Raw genomic sequence first — 19109 nt, 5'->3', positions numbered from 1 at the left:
GAGTCCTCGCGCTCGTATTTGGCTGAATGATAAGGTTTATCCTTTAACTATACCCACTTTTGCCACCCACGCATCACTATGGCACGGTTATCGGGCAGCTGAATGCGGCCGGAAGAGCGGGAAAAGCAGGATGCTGCTCTACCGTTTTAGCTGAGTGACGTGGCGCTGATTACCTCGCCCTTTTGCCGCCGCGCTTTACCGTTTCTCTGATAAATCAGATTGTTAATTTTCTTTCAGCTACACTTTCAACAGCCAAATTACGTTACGAGAGAGAGAATGAGCGAGCTGCAACGGGAAAAGATTGGACAAAATATTCTGATAAAATTGGCGATGCTGGTCATCATTCTCGCCGGGGTTCGGGCAGCGTCCGATATTCTGGTTCCGCTTCTGCTGGCGGCGTTTTTTGCCATTGTGCTGAATCCACTGGTGACGATGCTGATGCGTCGCGGCTTCCGCCGTGGACTGGCGATTGGGCTGGTCATCACCGTGATCTTCTGCGGTATCCTGCTGCTGGGTGCCATTATTGCCAGCTCGATGAGCGAGTTTTCAGATCTCTACCCGCAACTGCGCGCCACCATGGAGCAGAAAATGACGGTGCTGCAGCATCTGGCAGCAGGCTTTCATCTCAATATCTCAACCGATGCGCTGGTTCAGCGCTTCGACCCGAACACCATGATGAACCTGGCGAGCGTGGCGCTGAGCGGCTTTTCCGGCGCGATGACCAATACCGTGCTGCTGGTACTGACCGTGGTCTTTATGCTGTTTGAAGTCCATCACCTGCCCTACAAAATGCGAAACGCGCTGGTGAACCCCAAAATTCGAATCGCCGGGCTGCATAAGGCGCTGAAAGGCGTGACGCACTATCTGGCGCTGAAAACCCTGGTCAGTCTGATCACCGGCATCGCCGTCTGGCTGAGTCTCTATCTGCTGGATGTGAAGTTCGCGCTGCTGTGGGCGGTTGTGGCATTTATCCTCAACTTTATTCCCAATATTGGCCCGATTATCGCCGGTATCCCGCCTTTTCTGCAGGCGCTATTACTGAACAGCCTGTTTGATGCCGCGATGGTGGCGGCGCTGTTTAGCGCGATTCACATGGTGTTCGGCAATATGCTGGAACCCCGCCTGATGGGGCGTGGTCTGGGCTTATCAACGCTGGTCGTGTTCCTGTCGCTGGTGTTCTGGGGCTGGCTGCTCGGGCCGGTCGGCATGCTGCTCTCAGTGCCGCTGACCAGCATTACCAAAATCCTGATGGAGACCACGCCAGGCGGCAGCCGTCTGGCGATTATGCTGGGCACCGGACGCCCTAAGCGGGCGCGAGCATTAACCAAGTAGCCGCTGCTGCACGTGCTGCAGATGGCTCTCCATCGCCTGGCGGGCCGCTGCTTCATCGCCCGCCACAATCGCGTCGGCGATCTGCTGATGGTCAGCGTTCATCTCCTGCGCAAAGCTGTTATCGGCATAATGGCGTTCCAGTCGCTGCACATGCGGGCTGTGACGCCGGTTCCATAACTGCTCCAGCAGATCGCGTAACACATCATTGCCGCTCATCTCGCTGATCAGCAGGTGGAAGCGCTTGTCCTGCTCCAGAAAAGCTGCGTCGTTTTCATTGTACTGCTGCAGTTCAGCGGTCAGCGCCAGCAGTGCCTCCCGCTGCGCGGCGGTGCCGTTACGGGCAGCAAATCCTGCCAGCATCCCCTCAAAGGCTTCACGCGCCTGAAGCAGATCCTGCAGGCTGCAGGTCTCACTCTCCTGCGGAACGGCGGCCTGCGGCAGCGGCTGGGCGACATAGACGCCGTTGCCGGTGCGGATATCCACCCAGCCGGTCATCTCCAGCGCAATCAATGCTTCACGCACTGACGAGCGACTCACACCTAGCTGTTTCGCCAGCTCGCGCTCCGGTGGCAGCAGGCCTCCGGCCACAAAATCACCGCGCGTGATGCCAGCCATGATGACGTTGGCGATCTGGCGGTACAGTCGCTCGGTTTTTATGACAGGTAGCGTCATCACCCTCTCCTCTGAATTGCATTTAAAACCGCTCACGTCACCAATGCAGTTTGTCATGCTGCGATCCGGATCACGGCCCTGATTTGTTCACTATCATACTCTTGGCCCAGCGGCCTGACCACTGGGCCACATCACAGTAAGGAGTAAAAATGGAACATACATGGCGATGGTACGGCCCGAATGACCCGGTCTCACTGGATGATGCGCGTCAGGCGGGCGCGACGGGCATTGTGACGGCCCTGCACCATATCCCTAACGGCGAGGTGTGGCCGGTTGAGGAGATTAAAGCGCGTCAGGCTCTGCTGGCGGAAAAAGGTCTGGTCTGGTCGGTGGTGGAGAGCATCCCGGTCCATGAGGCGATCAAAACCCAGCGTGGTGACTACCTTCGCTATATCGCCAGTTATCAGCAGTCGATACGCAATCTGGCCGCCTGCGGCATTGATACTGTCTGCTACAACTTCATGCCGGTGCTGGACTGGACGCGCACCGACCTCGCCTGGACGCTGCCGGACGGCGCAAAAGCCCTGCGCTTTGACGCCGACGCTTTCGCCGCCTTCGAGCTGTATCTGCTGAAGCGTCCTGGTGCGGAACAGGATTACAGCGCGGCTGAGCAGCAGGCCGCCGCAGCGCGCTTTGCCGCCATGAGCGAAGAAGAGAAAAGCACCCTGGTGCGCAATATTATCGCCGGTCTGCCCGGTGCCGAAGAGGGTTACACCCTGGAGCAGTTCCAGGCGCAGCTGGCACAGTATGACGGCATCGACAAAGCGAAACTGCGCGAGCATATGGCAACCTTCCTGCGCGCCATCGTGCCGGTTGCGGAGGAGGTCGGGATTAAACTGGCGGTGCATCCGGACGATCCACCACGTCCTATTCTCGGCCTGCCGCGCATTATCTCTACGCAGGAAGATATGCAGTGGCTGAAAGAAACCGTGGACAGCCTGCACAACGGTTTCTGTTTCTGCACCGGTTCTTATGGCGTGCGTGCCGACAATGCGCTGGTTGAGATGGCGGAAACCTATGCTGACCGCATCAACTTTATCCACCTGCGCGCCACGAAGCGTGAGGATAACCCCAACAGCTTCCATGAAGCGGCGCATCTGGCGGGTGATGTCGATATGGTCGGCGTCATCAGGGTCATTCTGGCGGAAGAACAGCGCCGTCGTCGTGCGGGCAACCCGCGGGCAATACCGATGCGCCCCGATCACGGCCACCAGATGCTGGATGACCTGCATAAGCGCACCAATCCGGGTTATTCCGCGATTGGCCGTCTGAAAGGACTTGCTGAGTTGCGCGGCGTCGAAGTGGCGCTGAAACAGATCTACTTTGCCGATTAAGTTAATGTTTACCCTGCGCCCGCCCGCTGACGGGCCAGGGTCTCTCCCGACCGTCACCCGTTCTCGCCTGATTTCTTTTGCTGAATACCAATGAAAGCAAAACAACCTGTCATTATTTGCAATGTCTGGTCGATAATTGACCTGAGTCAGTTCTGTTGATCGCAAAAACGCTAATCTGCCCGGCCCGGAGAAATGCTATGCTGCGCGACTCATCAGCCCCTGCATAAAACCAATAATACTCAGAGGATTCAGCGGTGCCGCTACTGAAACGAAAACGCGACTACGCCAGGCTGGTGATTATTATCTCCGGCGTGCTGCCTCTGATTATTGGCATTTTTTTCACCGCCCTGGATGCGCGCCACACCGTGCAGCAGCAGCAGGTGAGCGCAGCAAATACCCTGCTTTCTCAGGCTGAGAGAATGAGCGACAGCGCCTGGGATATGATCACCGAGCTGCGCCAGTTTCAGCACCAGCCCTGCAGTCAGATTCAAAACCAGTTGCAGCGCATCGGCTCACTGAATCCCTATTTTCGCGGCGTCGGTAAAATGGAAGAAAACAGAATCGCCTGCTCTTCGGCTTATGGTATGGAGCCAGGCTTTCTGAAAGATATGATCATGCGCGATGCACCCGTCACCGGAAAAGCCTGGTGGAGCCTGTCGATTGCCGGAACATCCGGCGTACCCGACCGTCCGGCAGTGATATTTATGCGCGACCTGCCCGATGGCGAAGGATTCTGGGCAGTGATTGATGGCCAGTATCTGATCGATTTTATGCGCGCTATCAGCAGCACCCACCTCTATCATTTCAGCATGGACTTCAGCGACGGCGCGCCGATCTCGTTTGGCGATCCGCAAATCGCTGCATCCAGCTGGTTTGAACCGATGATTTATCAGGCCAATTCAAACCGTTATCCGCTCTCTGTCACTCTGATTGCCTCACCTTCTGAGCTGATCTCCGCCTGGCGTCAGGTGATGTTTATCATCATGCCGATGGCCGCTATTTTCTCTATTCTGCTGATGATGCTGATGTCGACCTGGCTTCAGCGACGTATTTCATGGCGCGATGAGATTCGCCGGGCCATCACCAGCGACCAGTTCAGGGCGCACTATCAGCCGGTCTATGACAACCGGCTGCAACGCTGCAGCGGTGCAGAAGCCCTGCTGCGCTGGACTACACCCGACGGTAACGGCGTGCGGCCCGATATTTTCATCGGCGCGGCAGAAGCGGAAGGCATGATTGTGCCGCTGACCCGTCACCTGCTCGATTTAATCGCGGAGGATGTGCAGAAGTGGCAGGTTGAGCCCCATTTTCACCTGGCCATTAACGTGGCAGCGGATCATCTGCAGCATCCTGACTTTGTCGACGATATGCTGCAGTTTGCCGAGCGGGTCAAAGATAAGCAGTTCCTGATTACCCTGGAGCTGACCGAACGCAGCCTGATCAAGGATGGCGCTGAGGTGGCACGCAAGCTGGAGCAGCTTCGCGGTTGCGGAATGAAGGTCGCGATTGATGATTTTGGAACCGGTCACTGTTCGCTGAGCTATTTACAGACTTTCACCCTGGATTACCTGAAGATCGATCGCGGCTTTATCAACGCCATTGAATCCCTGGAAGGCAGAACCCCGGTGCTCGATGCGATTATCCAGCTCAGCAATGAGCTGGAGCTGGAAGTGCTGGGGGAAGGCGTCGAGACCGCGTTACAGTTCAACTATCTGCAACGGCGTGGCGTGGTCTATATCCAGGGCTATTATTATGCCCGCCCGATGGACAACGAGGCGCTGATCGCCTGGCTGGCCGATCAGGGTGACCAGCCGGTTGAGCAGGACAACCTCCTCAATGCTCAGCAGAAGGGCTGTGTCTGAACTGAATCTGATCTGGCCAGGTTCCCGGCTGAATAGCCCTTCAATCTGCTTTTCCTCCTGTTTGTGGTCTGCCCGGCTTTCCCTGCGGCCCTGCTTTGTACACCGGATAACCACCTGCGGCGTCTGCCCTTCCCTTAATAGCCTGTCACGCCCTCAAATTTGCTGAAAAAAACGGCGGTCGTCACGCAGAGTGATAATTTTTTTGCGGAGCTAAAAAGCGAAAACTCGCGTGCCTTAAGGCCATTTTTAGCTCAAACATGACAGATATCACACAAAAACGGTATACTCTGTCGCTGTTCTCAATAATCACAACAGTAATTATTGTGTCAGCCGGCGCGTAAACAGCGCTTATTTAGGGCTATGCTTAAATTTCTCAACGCAGCGGTCTGATGACTCACCGCGGCTCGCGCCGTTGAGAACTTTCGTGTTCCATTACAGGGTAATTCTATGAAATTGCGTAGGAAGCGTGTAAAACCAATTGGGATCGATGATGTCACTATCATCGATGATACCCGTTTACGTAAAGCCATCACCGCGGCCTCTCTGGGTAACGCGATGGAGTGGTTCGACTTCGGTGTTTATGGCTTCGTCGCCTATGCGCTGGGTAAAGTCTTCTTCCCGGACGTTTCGCCGGGTGTTCAGATGATCGCGGCACTCGCCACCTTCTCTGTTCCATTCCTGATTCGCCCGCTGGGTGGACTGTTCTTCGGGATGCTGGGCGACAAATATGGTCGTCAGAAAATCCTCTCCATCACCATTATCATCATGTCAGTCAGTACCTTCTGTATCGGCCTGATACCTTCCTATGCCTCCATCGGCATCTGGGCACCTGTCTTGCTGCTGTTAGCGAAGATGGCTCAGGGCTTCTCAGTGGGCGGTGAATATACTGGTGCTTCAATCTTTGTGGCCGAATACTCGCCTGACCGCAAACGCGGCTTTATGGGAAGCTGGCTCGACTTTGGCTCGATCGCGGGCTTCGTGCTCGGCGCGGGCCTGGTGGTGCTGATCTCCTCCATTATCGGGGAAGAGAGCTTCCTTGAGTGGGGCTGGCGTCTGCCGTTCTTCGTGGCACTGCCACTGGGTATTATCGGTCTTTATCTGCGTCATGCGCTGGAAGAGACCCCGGCATTCCAGCAGCACGTGGACAAACTGGAACAGGGCGACCGCGAAGGTCTGCAGGATGGTCCGCAGGTTTCATTTAAAGAGATCGCGACCAAACACTGGCGCAGCCTGCTCTCCTGTGTCGGTCTGGTTATCGCCACGAACGTCACCTACTACATGTTGCTGACGTACATGCCGAGCTACCTGTCGCACAACCTGCACTACAGCGAAGATCACGGCGTGATGATTATCATCGCCATCATGATCGGTATGCTGTTTGTACAGCCAATGATCGGCATGATGAGTGACCGTTTTGGCCGTCGTCCGTTTGTCATCATCGGCAGTATCGCCCTGATGATCTTCGCGATTCCCGCCTTTATGATGATCAACAGTGGCGTGCTGGGACTGATTTTTGGTGGTCTGCTGCTGCTGGCGGTGATCCTCAACGCCTTTACCGGCGTAATGGCATCGTCACTGCCTGCGATGTTCCCGACCCACATCCGCTACAGTGCGCTGGCGAGTGCGTTTAACATCTCGGTACTGGTTGCCGGTCTGACGCCAACGCTGGCCGCCTGGCTGGTAGAAACGACCAATAACCTCTACATGCCAGCCTACTATCTGATGGTGGTGGCGGTCATTGGTCTGATTACCGGTCTGTACATGAAAGAAACGGCCAATAAGCCGCTGAAAGGCGCGACACCGGCGGCTTCTGACATGGAAGAAGCGCGCGAAATCCTGCAGGAGCATCACGATAACATCGAGCACAAAATCGAAGATATCGACGAAGAGATCTCCCGTCTGGAAGCGAAACGTAAAAACCTGGTGCAGCAGCATCCGGATATCAACGAGTAATCGTTCTGCTCTCCCGCCGCCCGGCGGGAGAGTCCTTTTCCCCCTCTCTTACCGCACACAAACCTTCATCCCTCGCGGTCAAAGGGAGTAAACTGTTGTTACTTTTTTCACCTGCGTAAGAATGAAAATGTCTGATTATTCCCTTATCCAGCGCCCAAGAAGATTGCGCGCCAGCGCCTCAATGCGTGAAATGTTCCAGGAGTCTTCACTGAGCCTGAACGATCTGGCTCTGCCTATCTTTGTTGAAGAAGAAGTCGACGATTACAAAGCGATTCAGGCGATGCCTGGCGTGATGCGTATTCCGGAAAAACGTCTCGCGTTTGAGATTGAGCGTATCGCCAAAGCAGGTATCCGCTCAGTGATGACCTTTGGTATTTCGCACCATACCGACGCCACCGGCAGCGATGCCTGGAACGAAAACGGTCTGGTGGCGCGTATGTCGCGCATCTGCAAAGATACCGTGCCGGAAATGATCGTGATGTCTGACACCTGCTTCTGTGAATACACCAGCCACGGCCACTGTGGCGTGCTCTGTGATCACGGCGTCGATAACGATGCCACTCTGGCAAACCTGGGCAAGCAGGCCGTGGTTGCCGCCGCAGCCGGTGCGGATTTCATCGCTCCATCAGCGGCAATGGATGGTCAGGTCGAGGCGATTCGCCGGGCACTGGACGCCGCGGGTTTTACCCAGACTGCCATCATGTCCTACTCCACTAAATTCGCTTCATCGTTCTACGGTCCGTTCCGTGAAGCGGCAGGAACAGCGCTGAAAGGCGACCGTAAAACCTACCAGATGAACCCGATGAACCGTCGTGAAGCGATCCGTGAATCGCTGCTCGATGCGGCGCAGGGTGCGGATTCACTGATGGTGAAACCGGCAGGCGCTTATCTGGACATCCTGCGCGACATCCGCGAACGCACCGAACTGCCGCTGGCGGCTTATCAGGTGAGCGGCGAATACGCGATGATCAAATTTGCCGCACAGGCCGGTGCTATTGATGAGCGCAATGTCGTGCTGGAGAGTCTCGGAGCGATTAAACGCGCCGGTGCAGACCTCATTTTCAGCTATTTCGCCCTTGATCTCGCAGAACAAAAAGTGCTCTGATCCCCTCCTCATAAAGAGCGTGAACGCTATGTCACGCTCTTCTTCTTCGCCGTAAGGCAAACACCAGAACCTGGCTTAAGCTAAAAAAACAAAGGGCTCTGTGATGAAAGCACCTGAAATCGCTGCCGACGAGGCACAACGTTTATCGCAGTTGCGTGCGCTGAACATAATGAATACCCCAGCGGAAGAGCGTTTTGATCGCTTAACCCGCCTGGCGCGCCGCCTGTATGACGTTCCGATCGCTTTAGTCAGCCTGCTGGAAGCAGACCATCAATGGTTTAAATCCGCACAGGGTTATGAACCCAAGGGATCGCCCCGGAATATCTCCTTTTGCGGTCATGCCATCCTGCAGGATGAGATCATGATCGTTGAAGATGCGTTAAAAGATGAACGTTTTCATGATAATCCGCTGGTGACCGGCGATCCGCATATTCGCTTTTATGCCGGTTGTCCGCTGCGGGCGCCGGGCGGTGCCAAAATGGGTACGCTCTGCATTATTGGTCGTGAGCCGCGTCAGTTTAACGAAGAAGACCAGGCCACAATGCGCGACCTGGCCGCGATGGCCGAAGCGGAACTGGTCGCCTTTCAGACCGCCACCTGTGATGAACTGACGCAGATTACCAATCGCCGTGGCTTTATGACGCTGGGCCAGATGGTGCTGAATGAGTGCCGGATGAAAAATCGCCCCGCCTGCCTGACCTTCCTCGATCTCGACAAGTTTAAGCAGATTAATGACACGCTGGGCCATCGCGAAGGCGACCGCGCGCTGATGGACTTCGCCGATGCGATGAAAGTGGTGTTTAAGCACTCCGATCTGTTTGCCCGTCTGGGCGGTGATGAGTTTGTGGTGCTGTTTAATGGCCTGCAGCAGCAGCAGAGTGAAGCGCTGCTCATGCAGTTCGACCATTATCTGCTGCAGCAGTCCATCAGCCTGAACCGTCGTTACCGTCTGCAATTCTCTTCCGGCGTGGTGGAGTTTGACGCGGCGAATCCGCAGACGCTGGAACAGCTGCTGCACGACAGCGATGAGCAGATGTACCTCAGTAAAAATCAGAAACGCATCGCGGTGTAAGATCAGGCGCCGCAGCGCCTGACGGATCAGGGCCGGGCCAGATCGTCGAGCAGCGTCTGATTAAACTTTGCCGGTTCTTCCATCTGCGGCGCGTGCCCCATGCCGGGGAACTCAATTAAGCGCGCGCCCGGAATACGTTTTGCCGTCTCTTTCCCTAGTACCGCGTAATCACCCAGCCGGGCTTTCACCTCCGCAGAGGCAATATCACTGCCGATGGCCGTGGTGTCTGAGGTGCCGATCATCAGCGTGGTCGGCACTTTCAGATCGGCGAATTCATAAAATACCGGCTGCGCGAAAATCATGTCGTAGATTAAAGCGGAGTTCCACGCTACCTTCTGATGACCCGGTCCGCTGTTGAGTCCGGCCAGCATATCGACCCACTTGTCATATTCCGGTTTCCAGCGCCCGACATAGTAAGTCTGCTGCTCATACTTCTTAATGCCTGCTGCGTGGAGTTTGAGTTCACGCTGATACCACTGATCCACCGAACGCCACGGCGCGCCTTTGGCTTTCCAGTCCTCCAGCCCAATCGGGTTGACCAGCACCAGCTTCTGCGTCTGTTCCGGGTACATTAGCGCATAACGCGTTGCCAGCATCCCGCCCGTAGAGTGACCGACAATTACCGCCTTCTCCACACCCAGCCGGACAAGCAGCAGATGGGTGTTCTCCGCCAGCTGCTGGAAGGTGTATTGATAGCTGGCGGGCTTGGTCGAGCTGCAGAAGCCAATCTGGTCGGGCGCAATCACGCGATATCCCTGCTGACTCAGTGCACGAATAGTCTCTTCCCAGGTCGCACCACAGAAGTTTTTACCGTGCATCAGCACCACGGTTTTGCCGTTGGCCCGTTGCGCCGGTTTCACATCCATATAGCCCATGCTCAGCGACTGCTGCTGGGATTGAAAATCGAAATGCTGCAGAGGATAAGGATAGTGAAATCCTTCCAGCTGCTCGCCATAAACAGGCGCGGCGCTGGCCGATACATGCGCAAATAAAGCCAGCGAGGTGAGCAAGGCGGCAAGCGGTTTTTTCAGCGCAGATGTCGGGCTCATCCGGGGTCTCCAGTTTAAAGGTAAGTCGTAAGCCTGGCAGGTCACCGCGAAAAATCTATTGATGAGCTGTGCTATCGTGTTGATTACACTGGCGCTGGCAGGCTTAACCCGGAGGCGGGCGGCAGAATAACACCTCGCTTTAATTATTCTCTGCCTGCATCAATTATCTATTCACCTATAATTAACAACAGATTAATCACAATTCATCTTATTTATTAATAACCACCCTTCAAATGAATATCATCAGAGATAACGATTCAAATACTGAAAAAACTTTACGCAAAGAATAAGCACATTAAGATAAATTAATTAGAATCCTCCTAAATTGAACGGGGGGTATCTATGAACGAAAATAAATATAACGAAAGCGTGATCGTCTCTATCACTGAGTGGATTAATAATAATCTGGATCAGCGTTTAAGCGTTGATGATATTGCAGAAAAGGCGGGTTACTCAAAATGGTACTTACAGAAACTCTTTGCCCGTTACCATAATGAAACGCTGGCGCGATATATTCGCAAGAAAAAGCTTAACGCCAGTGTGAATGATTTAAAAAACAGCCGCACGCCTATTATCAGCCTGGCGCTGAAATACCATTTTGAAAGCCAGCAGTCTTTTACCCGCTCTTTTAAGCAGATTTTGGGCTGCACGCCGAGCGCCTGTCGCAAACGTCTGATGAATGACGAGGCGAAGCAGCAGATGTCCGGGGTTGATGATCCCTGTGCGCTATGCAGTTACGCACGGCCAGGAAGCATAAATTCGAGCTGTGGCGTAACAGTCCGGCCTGTTACGCCCTCAGTGCGCGGATATGCGCAGGCAGAGGCTTTCCGCGATTTCAGTTAATCAGGATTCATCCGGCTGATAATATTGCACACCAATCTGAATACGCTCACGTCCCTGGGTGACGCGATGACGATTGGTGTCGCGCAGTGAATAGACACAGCCACAATATTCCTGCTGATAGAAACTCTCGCGCTTGCTGATTTCAATCATACGCGACGACCCGCCGCCTTTACGCCAGTTAAAATCCCAGTACATCAGATCCGGATACGCCGCCGCTGCGCGAACACCACAGCCGTTAATCTGCTTCATATCTTTCCAGCGTGAAATACCCAGGCAACTGGTCATCACCGGGAAGCCATTTTCATGGGCATAGAGTGCCGTGCGCTCAAAACGCATATCAAAACACATGGTGCAGCGTTCACCCCGTTCCGGTGACCACTCCAGCCCGCGCGCCCGCTCAAACCAGTTATCCCGGTCGTAATCCGCATCAACAAACGGCACGCCATATTTTTCGGCAAAGCGAATATTCTCCTCTTTGCGCAGCTCATACTCTTTGAGCGGATGAATATTCGGGTTGTAGAAATAGATGGTGTATTCAATGCCGGATGCCAGCATCGCTTCCATCACTTCACCCGAACAGGGCGCGCAACAGGAGTGCAGCAGGACTTTTTTATGGCCGCCCGGCAAGGGCAGCGGCTGACGCTGGAAAGGTTCAGACATAAGCACCTTCAATCAATGGCAGAAAAGCGGCAGTGTAATGCCGCAGGCGGACAGTTGCAAAATCTGCCCCGAATCGCCCTGCTTTGCGTATTCGTGCCTCTGCCGTGGTTTCTCCCCGCTGCGCCACTCCCCTGATCTCCAATGCTTTCTTCTCGCGGTAAAGCTGTGTGACGCCGGCGATGGCCGGAAGTGTGATCGGCCCCACACTGGTATCGTCTATGTTTACATAACATTAACAATATTGACATTGAATCACTGCAAGGAGACCGGCATGGCTGCGGCAAAAAAATCGGGAAATCAACAGAACCGTTTTACCTGGTTCGTCTGTTTTATGGCGGCGCTCTCCGGCCTGCTGTTTGGTCTGGATATCGGCGTCATTGCAGGCGCCTTGCCGTTTCTGGCGAAGGATCTGCAGATCACTAACCATCAGCAGGAGTGGGTAGTGAGTTCGATGATGTTTGGTGCAGCGCTGGGCGCGCTGGCGGCGGGCTGGATGTCATCGAAGCTGGGACGTAAGAAAAGTATGCTGGCGGGCGCGACGCTGTTTGTGATTGGCTCGCTGTGGTCAGCTTTTTCACCCGATGTGGAGTCGCTGGTCTGCGCCCGCGTAATGCTGGGTCTGGCGGTGGGAATCGCCTCTTACACTGCGCCACTCTATCTGGCGGAGATTGCGCCGGAACGCGTTCGTGGCTCAATGATTTCGATGTATCAGCTGATGCTGACCACCGGCATTGTGGTGGCGTATCTCTCTGACACCGCGTTTAGCTACAGCGGTAACTGGCGCGGGATGCTGGGCGTTATCGCCATTCCGGCGGTGATCCTGTTTATCGGCGTGCTGTTTCTGCCCAACAGTCCGCGCTGGCTGGCGGCGCACGGACGTTTTAACGAGGCGCAGCGGGTGCTGGATCGGCTGCGTAACAGCAGCGAGCAGGCGCGTGAGGAGCTGGAAGAGATCCGTGAGAGCCTGCAGGTGAAACAGCGCGGCTGGTCACTGTTCCGTTCTAACAGTAATTTCCGCCGCGCGGTCTGGCTGGGGATGCTGCTACAGGTGATGCAGCAGTTTACCGGCATGAACGTGGTGATGTATTACGCCCCGAAAATCTTCAATATTGCCGGCTTCTCCAGCACCAGTGAGCAGATGTGGGGCACGGTGATTGTCGGGCTGGTCAACATGCTGGCCACGCTGATTGCGATTTTCTTTGTCGATCGCTGGGGTCGCAAACCTATGCTCACCACCAGTTTTCTGGTGATGGCGGTAGGAATGGGCGTGCTGGGCACGCTGCTGCACATGGGCGTTGAAACAGATTTCCGCAAATACTTTGCTGTCGCGATGCTGCTGATGTTTATCGTCGGCTTTGCGATGGCGGCCGGACCGGTGATCTGGCTGCTCTGTTCAGAGATCCAGCCGCTGAAAGGGCGTGACTTTGGGATTACGGCCTCTACCACCACCAACTGGGTCGGCAATATGATTGTGGGTGCGACCTTCCTGACGATGCTGGATCAACTGGGGAATGCCAACACCTTCTGGTTCTACGGTGCGCTCAATCTGGTGTTTATCGTGCTGACGATGATGCTGGTGCCTGAGACCAAACACGTGACGCTGGAGCACATTGAACGCAACCTGATGAAGGGTAAGGCACTGCGTGACATCGGGGCGTAACCGCCCCGTATCAACTTACCATTGCAGCTGCTGGCCGGCGTAATCAACGTAGTGATGACCCCCGCGTCCGCGCCACTGGGTCAGCTGCTGGACGATACCGGCCGCACTCTCTTCAGCCGTCAGGGGCGCACTCTCACCGCCCATATCCGTTTTCACCCAGCCGGGATGCAGCGTCAGCAGCGTCCCGCTCTGCGCGTCTACTGCCGGGGTCAGCGTGCGGCTCAGCATGTTCAGTGCGGCTTTACTGGCCGAGTAAATTGGCATCTGCGCGTCCGGATTTTCATTCAGGCTGCCGAGCTGGGATGAAGTCAGCGCCAGCACACCTTCCGGCTTCAGCAGCGGCAGCAAAATCTCTGCGCTGCGAACCGGCGCTATCGCATTGGTCAGGAATAGCTGTGCCAGTTCCTGATCGTCACTCTGCGACACCTTCTGATGTGAAGGCCCGGAAATCCCGGCGTTGATAAGAATCGCATCGAACGTTTTGCCACTGAGCTGGCTGGCAAGCTGCTGAACCGCGGATGCGTGGGTCATATCCAGCGCATGCCAGTGAATATCTGGCTGTTTGCCCTGCTCCGGGATGCCACTGCGATGCGTAGCCGTGACCTGCCAGCCCTCACCGGCAAACGCCTGTGCCACCGCCAGACCGATACCGCGCGAAGCACCAATAATCAGAACCTCTTTTTGCTGAGCCATATTCATTCCTCGTTAATTGTCTCGCTACAAGCTTAACGGCTATTCCGCCAGGACAGCGGCCCGCTGTGCTTTTTAGCCTGACGACCGCACTGTCGGTAAAAACATGGCGGCACAGCGTTGTTGATGGTTTTCCATCAATAAATCGCTTTATCTTTTACTTTTAACCGGTTAGAAGAGATAAACAGTCGGGCAGGCAGCAGCTAATCGCCATTTTTCGCGTGGAGTCGGAATGAAGAAGCTCACCTTAGAAGTGGTGGCAAAAATGGCGGGCGTCGGGATTGCGACGGTCGATCGGGTGCTGAATGAGCGCGGTGGCGTGTCGCTGGAGACCAGCCGCAAAGTCCTGAAAGCCGCGCGCGAAGTGGGATTGAAGCGTCTGCTGCCAGAGGAGTACCAGCATCCGTGGCAAATCGAGGTGTTCCTCAGCAATAACGGCTCATCCTTTTTTCAGCAGCTCACCACCCATTTCAGCGAGGTCGCCAGTCAGCTTGGCTATCGCCGCCTGAAACTGCACAAAACTCTGGTGGCCGAAGCGCAGCCTGAGCAGCTGGCGCAAAGCATTATCGCCCGCAGCAGTAACCGTGACGGCATCATTGTGTTTGCACACGACTCGCCGCCCATTTATCGCGCACTGGCGCTGTGCCGCAGCCGCAATGTGCCGGTGATTACTATCGTCACCGATCTGCCCGATGCCGACCGCCTTTGTCATGTCGGCATTGACCAGTATCAGGCGGGCCGCACGGCGGGACTGCTGATGAGCAAAACAGTAAATCAGCCTGGCGACATACTAATGGTCAGCGGTCGCTTTGATTATCGCGCCCACCGTCAGCGTATTGCCGGTTTCCGTGAGGCGATGGAGCAGCGCGCGCCGCAGCGTCATCTGCGTGAGGTGCTGTCGGGTCAGGACCAGCGGGAAACGATTCGCAGCGTGCTGGCCCGCAACCTGAAATCGTCGCAGGCGATTGCGGGCGTCTATAACACCGGCATGGGTAATACCGATGTCAGCGACACCCTGCGCGCCCATCAACTGCTGGGTAAATGCACTTACATTACCCATGAGCTTTATGATGTGACCCGCCAGCTGCTACTGAACGATGAAGTAGCGTTTACGCTGGATCAGCATGCTCAACAGCATGCCCGGCTGGCGATTGATCTGATACTGAGGCATCTGGAAACCGGCTATGAACCGGATGTGTATCAGGCGGGTAAAGTCGCGTTTCGGCTGTTTACGGCGGAAAATATGGTGTGAGGGGGGATCGGTTTCCCCTGATGAAGTCACATCATCAGGGGAAACCGATCAGGCTTTTTAATCCTGCTCGTCCCGGCTTTTATCGTCCGGGCTGTCACCATCGTCTTTGCCCTGACTCTTCTCCACTTCCTGCGGATGCCCCATCGAAAGCGCCGTGGCGCTGGCCGGATCGAACAGTGACAGACTCTCAATCTGGTCAACCATGATCACTTTACGGAACGACATCGCATCTTTGGGTTTAGAGTCGAGCGTAATGCCATGCTCTGCGTACCACTTGCTGTAGTTATGTTCCACCGCCAGCTTCAGCGTCTTGCTGTCGCGGTAGCCGCTCAGCATCGGGATCAGCACGATATTTTTGGTGCTCTCATATTCAAAGGTCGAGGCATGCACCATGCCGATGTAAATACGGCGCGACTTCAGGGTAATCCACGCCAGCTCGCCCTCTTCCATGCACTGAAACAGCAGTTGCTCCACGCCATTGGAGCGCGACAGCTGCTGATAGAGGTCTTTACGACCGGAGACGTTGAGTCGTGCGCTGCCTGCCCAGTTTGAGCGATAGAGGCAGAGCAGAATGGCAAAGAAGAGCATGATCACAACCGGCGCCTGAATGCCCAGGAAGCTCCAGTTCATAAACTCGACCTGCCACTTCAGATGAACACCAGGGATCATCTGGACGGCATTGGCGATGCCGGAGATGCAGAGCAGCAGCAACCAGATGATGCCGGTCGCGAATACACCCTGCAGAACGAAAATACAGCCGTAGAGCGCGACCAGGAAATAGACATCCCAGCCCGACGAGCGGCGGATTTTAAAGCGGCTGTTTAAATCGCGGCTGGTGTACCAGTAACCACTGACCATCAGCACCATAAATATTGCGGTACCCACCTCACACTCCCTTTAACATATTCACATGCCGGGCAAAATCTTCGTGGACTTCCTCGCTCAGCGTGTTGACCGAGATATTGCCGTTTTCATCAATAATGATGCGCTCACCCTCAGCGATTGAGTCGTTGATATCCTGACGGGTCATGATCTGCAGGAATTTCTCGGGACTGGCAAAGACCGACTTAACAAATTTGAACATAGCGATCCCATTGTTGGCCTGAAAATTGAAGTATGTGACCGAATCGACACTCTCGCCTGTTTAATTTCGGGTGAAATATCTTAAAATCAATTGATTAGCGAAGCGGTAGCCACATAGCCGCAGCCGTTTCTCGCTGAAATCTTCAACGTAACCAGCAGCCTGGCGTCGCGGCATCGCATTTTTACCGTGCAGGCCTGCGTCGACGTGAAATCGCCTCTCCGCCAGGAAGCGCTAAGCTCAATGGTTAGCCGCTTTCTGTCACCCTGTCTGAAACGCATCGAGGAATGTTTGCATGAAACTACGAACACTGGGCCGTACCGGTCAGCGCGTCTCTGAAATTGGCTTTGGCGCATGGGCTATTGGCGGAACCTGGGGAGAAGTGAGCATGGAGGATGCCAAAGCCGCGCTGAACGCCGCGCTGGATGCAGGCATCACCTTTATTGATACCGCCGATGTTTATGGCGATGGCCGCTCCGAAAAGATCATCGCAGAGGTGCTGAATCAGCGCGGCGGGGAACGCCCGTTTGTGGCGACCAAACTGGGGCGTCGTCTTTCTCCGCACGTCGCGGAGGGCTACAACGCCGAAAACCTCAACGCGTTTATCGAACGCTCACGGGAAAATCTGCAGACCGAAACGCTGGATCTGGTGCAGCTGCATTGCCCGCCGACCGAGGTCTACTACAACCCGGATGTGTTTGCCGTGATGGATGAGATGGTCGCTGCCGGAAAAATCCGTCACTACGGCGTTTCCGTTGAGAAAGTCGAGGAAGGTCTCAAGGCGCTGGAATTTCCCAACGTCTCGTCGATTCAGCTGATCTACAACATTTTCCGTCAGCGTCCGGCGGAACTGCTGCTGCGTGAAGCGAAACGCCGTGATGTGGCGATCATCGCCCGTGTACCGCTGGCATCTGGCCTGCTGACCGGCAAAATGCGCGCCGACAGCGTGTTTGCCGCTGACGACCATCGCACCTTTAACCGTAATGGCGAAGCGTTCGATAAAGGCGAGACCTTTTCCGGCGTGCCTTATGAGGTGGCGCTGGAAGCGGTCGAGGAGATTCGCCGCTTTGTCACCGGCGACACTACCATGGCAATGTTTGCGCTGCGCTGGATCCTGATGAACGAGGATGTCAGCGTGGTCATTCCTGGCGCGAAAAACCGTGAACAGGCTGAAGCCAATGCCCGCGCCAGCGACGTCGATGCGCTGTCTGCAGAGTCGATGGCGGCGCTGAAGCAGATCTATCAGGAGAAGATCGCGCCTCACGTCCATCAGCGCTGGTAATTGCGCGTTACAACGCCTGGGCGCAGGCCCAGGCGGAACTCCACGCCCACTGGAAGTTATATCCCCCCAGCCAGCCGGTGACATCGGCCACCTCACCAATAAAGTAAAGCCCCGGCACCGCGCGCGCCTCCATCGTTTTCGAGGAGAGCTGCGTGGTATCCACACCGCCCAGCGTCACTTCCGCAGTCCGATATCCCTCGGTGCCATTTGGCTGGATACGCCAGGCGTGCAGCGTCTGCACCAGCTCGGTTTGCTGTTTGCTGTTGAGCTGCTTCAGGGTGATATCCGGCACCACATTCAGCGCCTGCAGAACTTCCACCAGACGCTTCGGCAGGATTTTCGCCAGGCTGTTTTTCAGGCTGAGATTCGGATGTGCTTCACGCTGCGCCGCCAGAAACGCCTCAAGTGGCGTGGCGGGCGAGAGATCGATGGTGACGAACTCACCCGGCAGCCAGTAGCTGGAAATCTGCAATACCGCCGGGCCGGAGAGACCACGGTGGGTAAAGAGCATCGCCTCTTTGAAGCGGGTGCCATCCTGCGCATCGATCGTGGTTTCCAGCGCGACGCCTGACAGCGTCTGCAACTGCTCCAGCAGCGGCTTGTGCAGAGTAAAGGGTACCAGCGCCGCCCGCGTCGGAAAGACGCTTAGTCCGAACTGCTCCGCAATTTTGTAACCAAACGGCGAAGCGCCCAGGCCAGGCATCGACAGACCGCCACTGGCGATGACCAGCTTCTCTGCCTGAACCGTGCTGCCGTTGAGCTGGAGGGTATAACCGCTTTCATCGCGCGCCACGCTGAGCACTTCACTGCGCAGTCGCAGGGTGACATTGCCTTTGTCACATTCGGCCAGCAGCAGATCGACCATCTGCTGGGCAGAGTCGTCACAGAAAAGCTGGCCCAGGGTTTTCTCATGCCAGGCGATACCGTGGCGATTAACCAGATCGATAAAATCCCACTGGGTATAACGCGCCAGCGCCGATTTACAGAAATGCGGATTGTGCGACAGATACGCCGCCGGTTCGGTATAGAGGTTGGTGAAGTTGCAGCGGCCACCGCCAGACATCAGAATCTTGCGTCCTGGCTTTTTGCCGTTATCCAGCAGTAACACGCGGCGCCCGCGCTGTCCGGCCTGCGCGGCACAGAACAGCCCTGCGGCTCCGGCACCAATGATGATAACGTCAAACTGTTCCACTGCGGTTCACTCACTTAACTGGAAAGGCGCAGATTGTAGTGATCTGCTCACTGAGACGCCAGCGTCAAAA

Annotated in this window: 17 protein-coding genes; 10 read left to right on the top strand and 7 right to left on the bottom strand. The window is 55.5% G+C overall.

Annotated features, from left to right (window positions below):
• The first annotated feature begins 276 nt into the window (after positions 1 to 276).
• Positions 277 to 1332 (top strand): AI-2E family transporter, encoded by a 1056-nt coding sequence (locus tag ACN1CO_RS19550; protein ID WP_419140358.1) that lies wholly within the window; start codon positions 277 to 279, stop codon positions 1330 to 1332.
• Here ACN1CO_RS19550 and ACN1CO_RS19545 read toward each other — a convergent pair.
• Positions 1321 to 2004, bottom strand: coding sequence for a FadR/GntR family transcriptional regulator (locus tag ACN1CO_RS19545; RefSeq protein ID WP_419140357.1), 684 nt, complete (start codon positions 2002 to 2004; stop codon positions 1321 to 1323). The genes ACN1CO_RS19550 and ACN1CO_RS19545 overlap by 12 nt on opposite strands.
• 149 nt (positions 2005 to 2153) lie before the next feature.
• Between ACN1CO_RS19545 and uxuA the strand changes: the two genes are divergently transcribed.
• From uxuA to ACN1CO_RS19520, 5 genes are all read left to right on the top strand, one after another.
• Positions 2154 to 3338, top strand: a complete 1185-nt coding sequence (uxuA, locus tag ACN1CO_RS19540; protein WP_419140356.1) for a mannonate dehydratase — start codon at positions 2154 to 2156, stop codon at positions 3336 to 3338.
• A gap of 254 nt (positions 3339 to 3592) precedes the next feature.
• A complete protein-coding gene (locus tag ACN1CO_RS19535) occupies positions 3593 to 5200 on the top strand; it encodes an EAL domain-containing protein (RefSeq protein ID WP_419140355.1) in 1608 nt (535 codons plus the stop codon).
• A gap of 447 nt (positions 5201 to 5647) precedes the next feature.
• The gene (gene proP / locus ACN1CO_RS19530; RefSeq protein ID WP_031594158.1) at positions 5648 to 7153 is read left to right on the top strand and encodes a glycine betaine/L-proline transporter ProP; all 1506 of its coding nucleotides are present in this window, start codon (positions 5648 to 5650) and stop codon (positions 7151 to 7153) included.
• A 127-nt stretch (positions 7154 to 7280) separates the two neighbouring features.
• Positions 7281 to 8258 carry a porphobilinogen synthase gene (gene hemB / locus ACN1CO_RS19525; RefSeq protein WP_033784223.1) on the top strand — a complete coding sequence of 326 codons (978 nt, stop codon included), beginning with the start codon at positions 7281 to 7283 and terminating at the stop codon, positions 8256 to 8258.
• Between the two features lie 103 nt (positions 8259 to 8361).
• The gene (locus ACN1CO_RS19520) at positions 8362 to 9330 is read left to right on the top strand and encodes a diguanylate cyclase (protein ID WP_419140354.1); all 969 of its coding nucleotides are present in this window, start codon (positions 8362 to 8364) and stop codon (positions 9328 to 9330) included.
• Between the two features lie 26 nt (positions 9331 to 9356).
• Here ACN1CO_RS19520 and ACN1CO_RS19515 read toward each other — a convergent pair whose 3' ends face one another.
• Entirely contained in the window at positions 9357 to 10379 is a 1023-nt protein-coding gene (locus ACN1CO_RS19515) for an alpha/beta fold hydrolase (RefSeq protein ID WP_419140353.1), read from the bottom strand.
• Positions 10380 to 10721: 342 nt separating this feature from the next.
• Between ACN1CO_RS19515 and ACN1CO_RS19510 the strand changes: the two genes are divergently transcribed.
• Positions 10722 to 11222, top strand: a complete 501-nt coding sequence (locus ACN1CO_RS19510; RefSeq protein ID WP_419140352.1) for a helix-turn-helix domain-containing protein — start codon at positions 10722 to 10724, stop codon at positions 11220 to 11222.
• Here ACN1CO_RS19510 and ACN1CO_RS19505 read toward each other — a convergent pair whose 3' ends face one another.
• Entirely contained in the window at positions 11223 to 11882 is a 660-nt protein-coding gene (locus tag ACN1CO_RS19505) for an epoxyqueuosine reductase QueH (protein ID WP_419140351.1), read from the bottom strand.
• 271 nt (positions 11883 to 12153) lie between these two features.
• Between ACN1CO_RS19505 and ACN1CO_RS19500 the strand changes: the two genes are divergently transcribed.
• Positions 12154 to 13542, top strand: coding sequence for a sugar porter family MFS transporter (locus tag ACN1CO_RS19500; protein ID WP_419140350.1), 1389 nt, complete (start codon positions 12154 to 12156; stop codon positions 13540 to 13542).
• A gap of 15 nt (positions 13543 to 13557) precedes the next feature.
• On the opposite strand, the gene ACN1CO_RS19495 is transcribed toward ACN1CO_RS19500, so the two are convergent.
• Positions 13558 to 14235, bottom strand: a complete 678-nt coding sequence (locus ACN1CO_RS19495; protein ID WP_419140349.1) for an SDR family oxidoreductase — start codon at positions 14233 to 14235, stop codon at positions 13558 to 13560.
• Between the two features lie 229 nt (positions 14236 to 14464).
• On the opposite strand from ACN1CO_RS19495, the gene ACN1CO_RS19490 reads away from it, so the two are divergent.
• On the top strand, positions 14465 to 15484 hold the full coding sequence (locus tag ACN1CO_RS19490; RefSeq protein ID WP_419140348.1) for a LacI family DNA-binding transcriptional regulator: 1020 nt from the start codon (positions 14465 to 14467) through the stop codon (positions 15482 to 15484).
• A gap of 57 nt (positions 15485 to 15541) precedes the next feature.
• Here ACN1CO_RS19490 and ACN1CO_RS19485 read toward each other — a convergent pair whose 3' ends face one another.
• Positions 15542 to 16369 (bottom strand): hypothetical protein, encoded by an 828-nt coding sequence (locus tag ACN1CO_RS19485; RefSeq protein WP_419140347.1) that lies wholly within the window; start codon positions 16367 to 16369, stop codon positions 15542 to 15544.
• 1 nt (position 16370) lies between these two features.
• Positions 16371 to 16568, bottom strand: coding sequence for a hypothetical protein (locus ACN1CO_RS19480; protein WP_419140346.1), 198 nt, complete (start codon positions 16566 to 16568; stop codon positions 16371 to 16373).
• Between the two features lie 292 nt (positions 16569 to 16860).
• On the opposite strand from ACN1CO_RS19480, the gene ACN1CO_RS19475 reads away from it, so the two are divergent.
• Positions 16861 to 17847 (top strand): aldo/keto reductase, encoded by a 987-nt coding sequence (locus ACN1CO_RS19475; protein ID WP_419140345.1) that lies wholly within the window; start codon positions 16861 to 16863, stop codon positions 17845 to 17847.
• Positions 17848 to 17854: 7 nt separating this feature from the next.
• On the opposite strand, the gene ACN1CO_RS19470 is transcribed toward ACN1CO_RS19475, so the two are convergent.
• Complete coding sequence (locus ACN1CO_RS19470) at positions 17855 to 19039, bottom strand: NAD(P)/FAD-dependent oxidoreductase (protein WP_419140344.1); 1185 nt, start codon at positions 19037 to 19039, stop codon at positions 17855 to 17857.
• Between the last annotated feature and the right edge of the window lie 70 nt (positions 19040 to 19109).

This window comes from Pantoea sp. R13S299, assembly GCF_048515925.1.
GTDB lineage: Bacteria > Pseudomonadota > Gammaproteobacteria > Enterobacterales > Enterobacteriaceae > Pantoea.
This window is presented reverse-complemented; position numbering and strand designations above follow the sequence as displayed.

Excerpts from the sequence above, each read along its gene's own strand:
- ACN1CO_RS19550 (WP_419140358.1), top strand. The coding sequence starts at position 277 with ATGAGCGAGCTGCAACGGGAAAAGATTGGACAAAATATTCTGATAAAA.
- ACN1CO_RS19545 (WP_419140357.1), bottom strand. The coding sequence starts at position 2,004 with ATGACGCTACCTGTCATAAAAACCGAGCGACTGTACCGCCAGATCGCC.
- uxuA (WP_419140356.1), top strand. The coding sequence starts at position 2,154 with ATGGAACATACATGGCGATGGTACGGCCCGAATGACCCGGTCTCACTG.
- proP (WP_031594158.1), top strand. The coding sequence starts at position 5,648 with ATGAAATTGCGTAGGAAGCGTGTAAAACCAATTGGGATCGATGATGTC.
- hemB (WP_033784223.1), top strand. The coding sequence starts at position 7,281 with ATGTCTGATTATTCCCTTATCCAGCGCCCAAGAAGATTGCGCGCCAGC.
- ACN1CO_RS19520 (WP_419140354.1), top strand. The coding sequence starts at position 8,362 with ATGAAAGCACCTGAAATCGCTGCCGACGAGGCACAACGTTTATCGCAG.
- ACN1CO_RS19515 (WP_419140353.1), bottom strand. The coding sequence starts at position 10,379 with ATGAGCCCGACATCTGCGCTGAAAAAACCGCTTGCCGCCTTGCTCACC.
- ACN1CO_RS19510 (WP_419140352.1), top strand. The coding sequence starts at position 10,722 with ATGAACGAAAATAAATATAACGAAAGCGTGATCGTCTCTATCACTGAG.
- ACN1CO_RS19505 (WP_419140351.1), bottom strand. The coding sequence starts at position 11,882 with ATGTCTGAACCTTTCCAGCGTCAGCCGCTGCCCTTGCCGGGCGGCCAT.
- ACN1CO_RS19500 (WP_419140350.1), top strand. The coding sequence starts at position 12,154 with ATGGCTGCGGCAAAAAAATCGGGAAATCAACAGAACCGTTTTACCTGG.
- ACN1CO_RS19495 (WP_419140349.1), bottom strand. The coding sequence starts at position 14,235 with ATGGCTCAGCAAAAAGAGGTTCTGATTATTGGTGCTTCGCGCGGTATC.
- ACN1CO_RS19490 (WP_419140348.1), top strand. The coding sequence starts at position 14,465 with ATGAAGAAGCTCACCTTAGAAGTGGTGGCAAAAATGGCGGGCGTCGGG.
- ACN1CO_RS19480 (WP_419140346.1), bottom strand. The coding sequence starts at position 16,568 with ATGTTCAAATTTGTTAAGTCGGTCTTTGCCAGTCCCGAGAAATTCCTG.
- ACN1CO_RS19475 (WP_419140345.1), top strand. The coding sequence starts at position 16,861 with ATGAAACTACGAACACTGGGCCGTACCGGTCAGCGCGTCTCTGAAATT.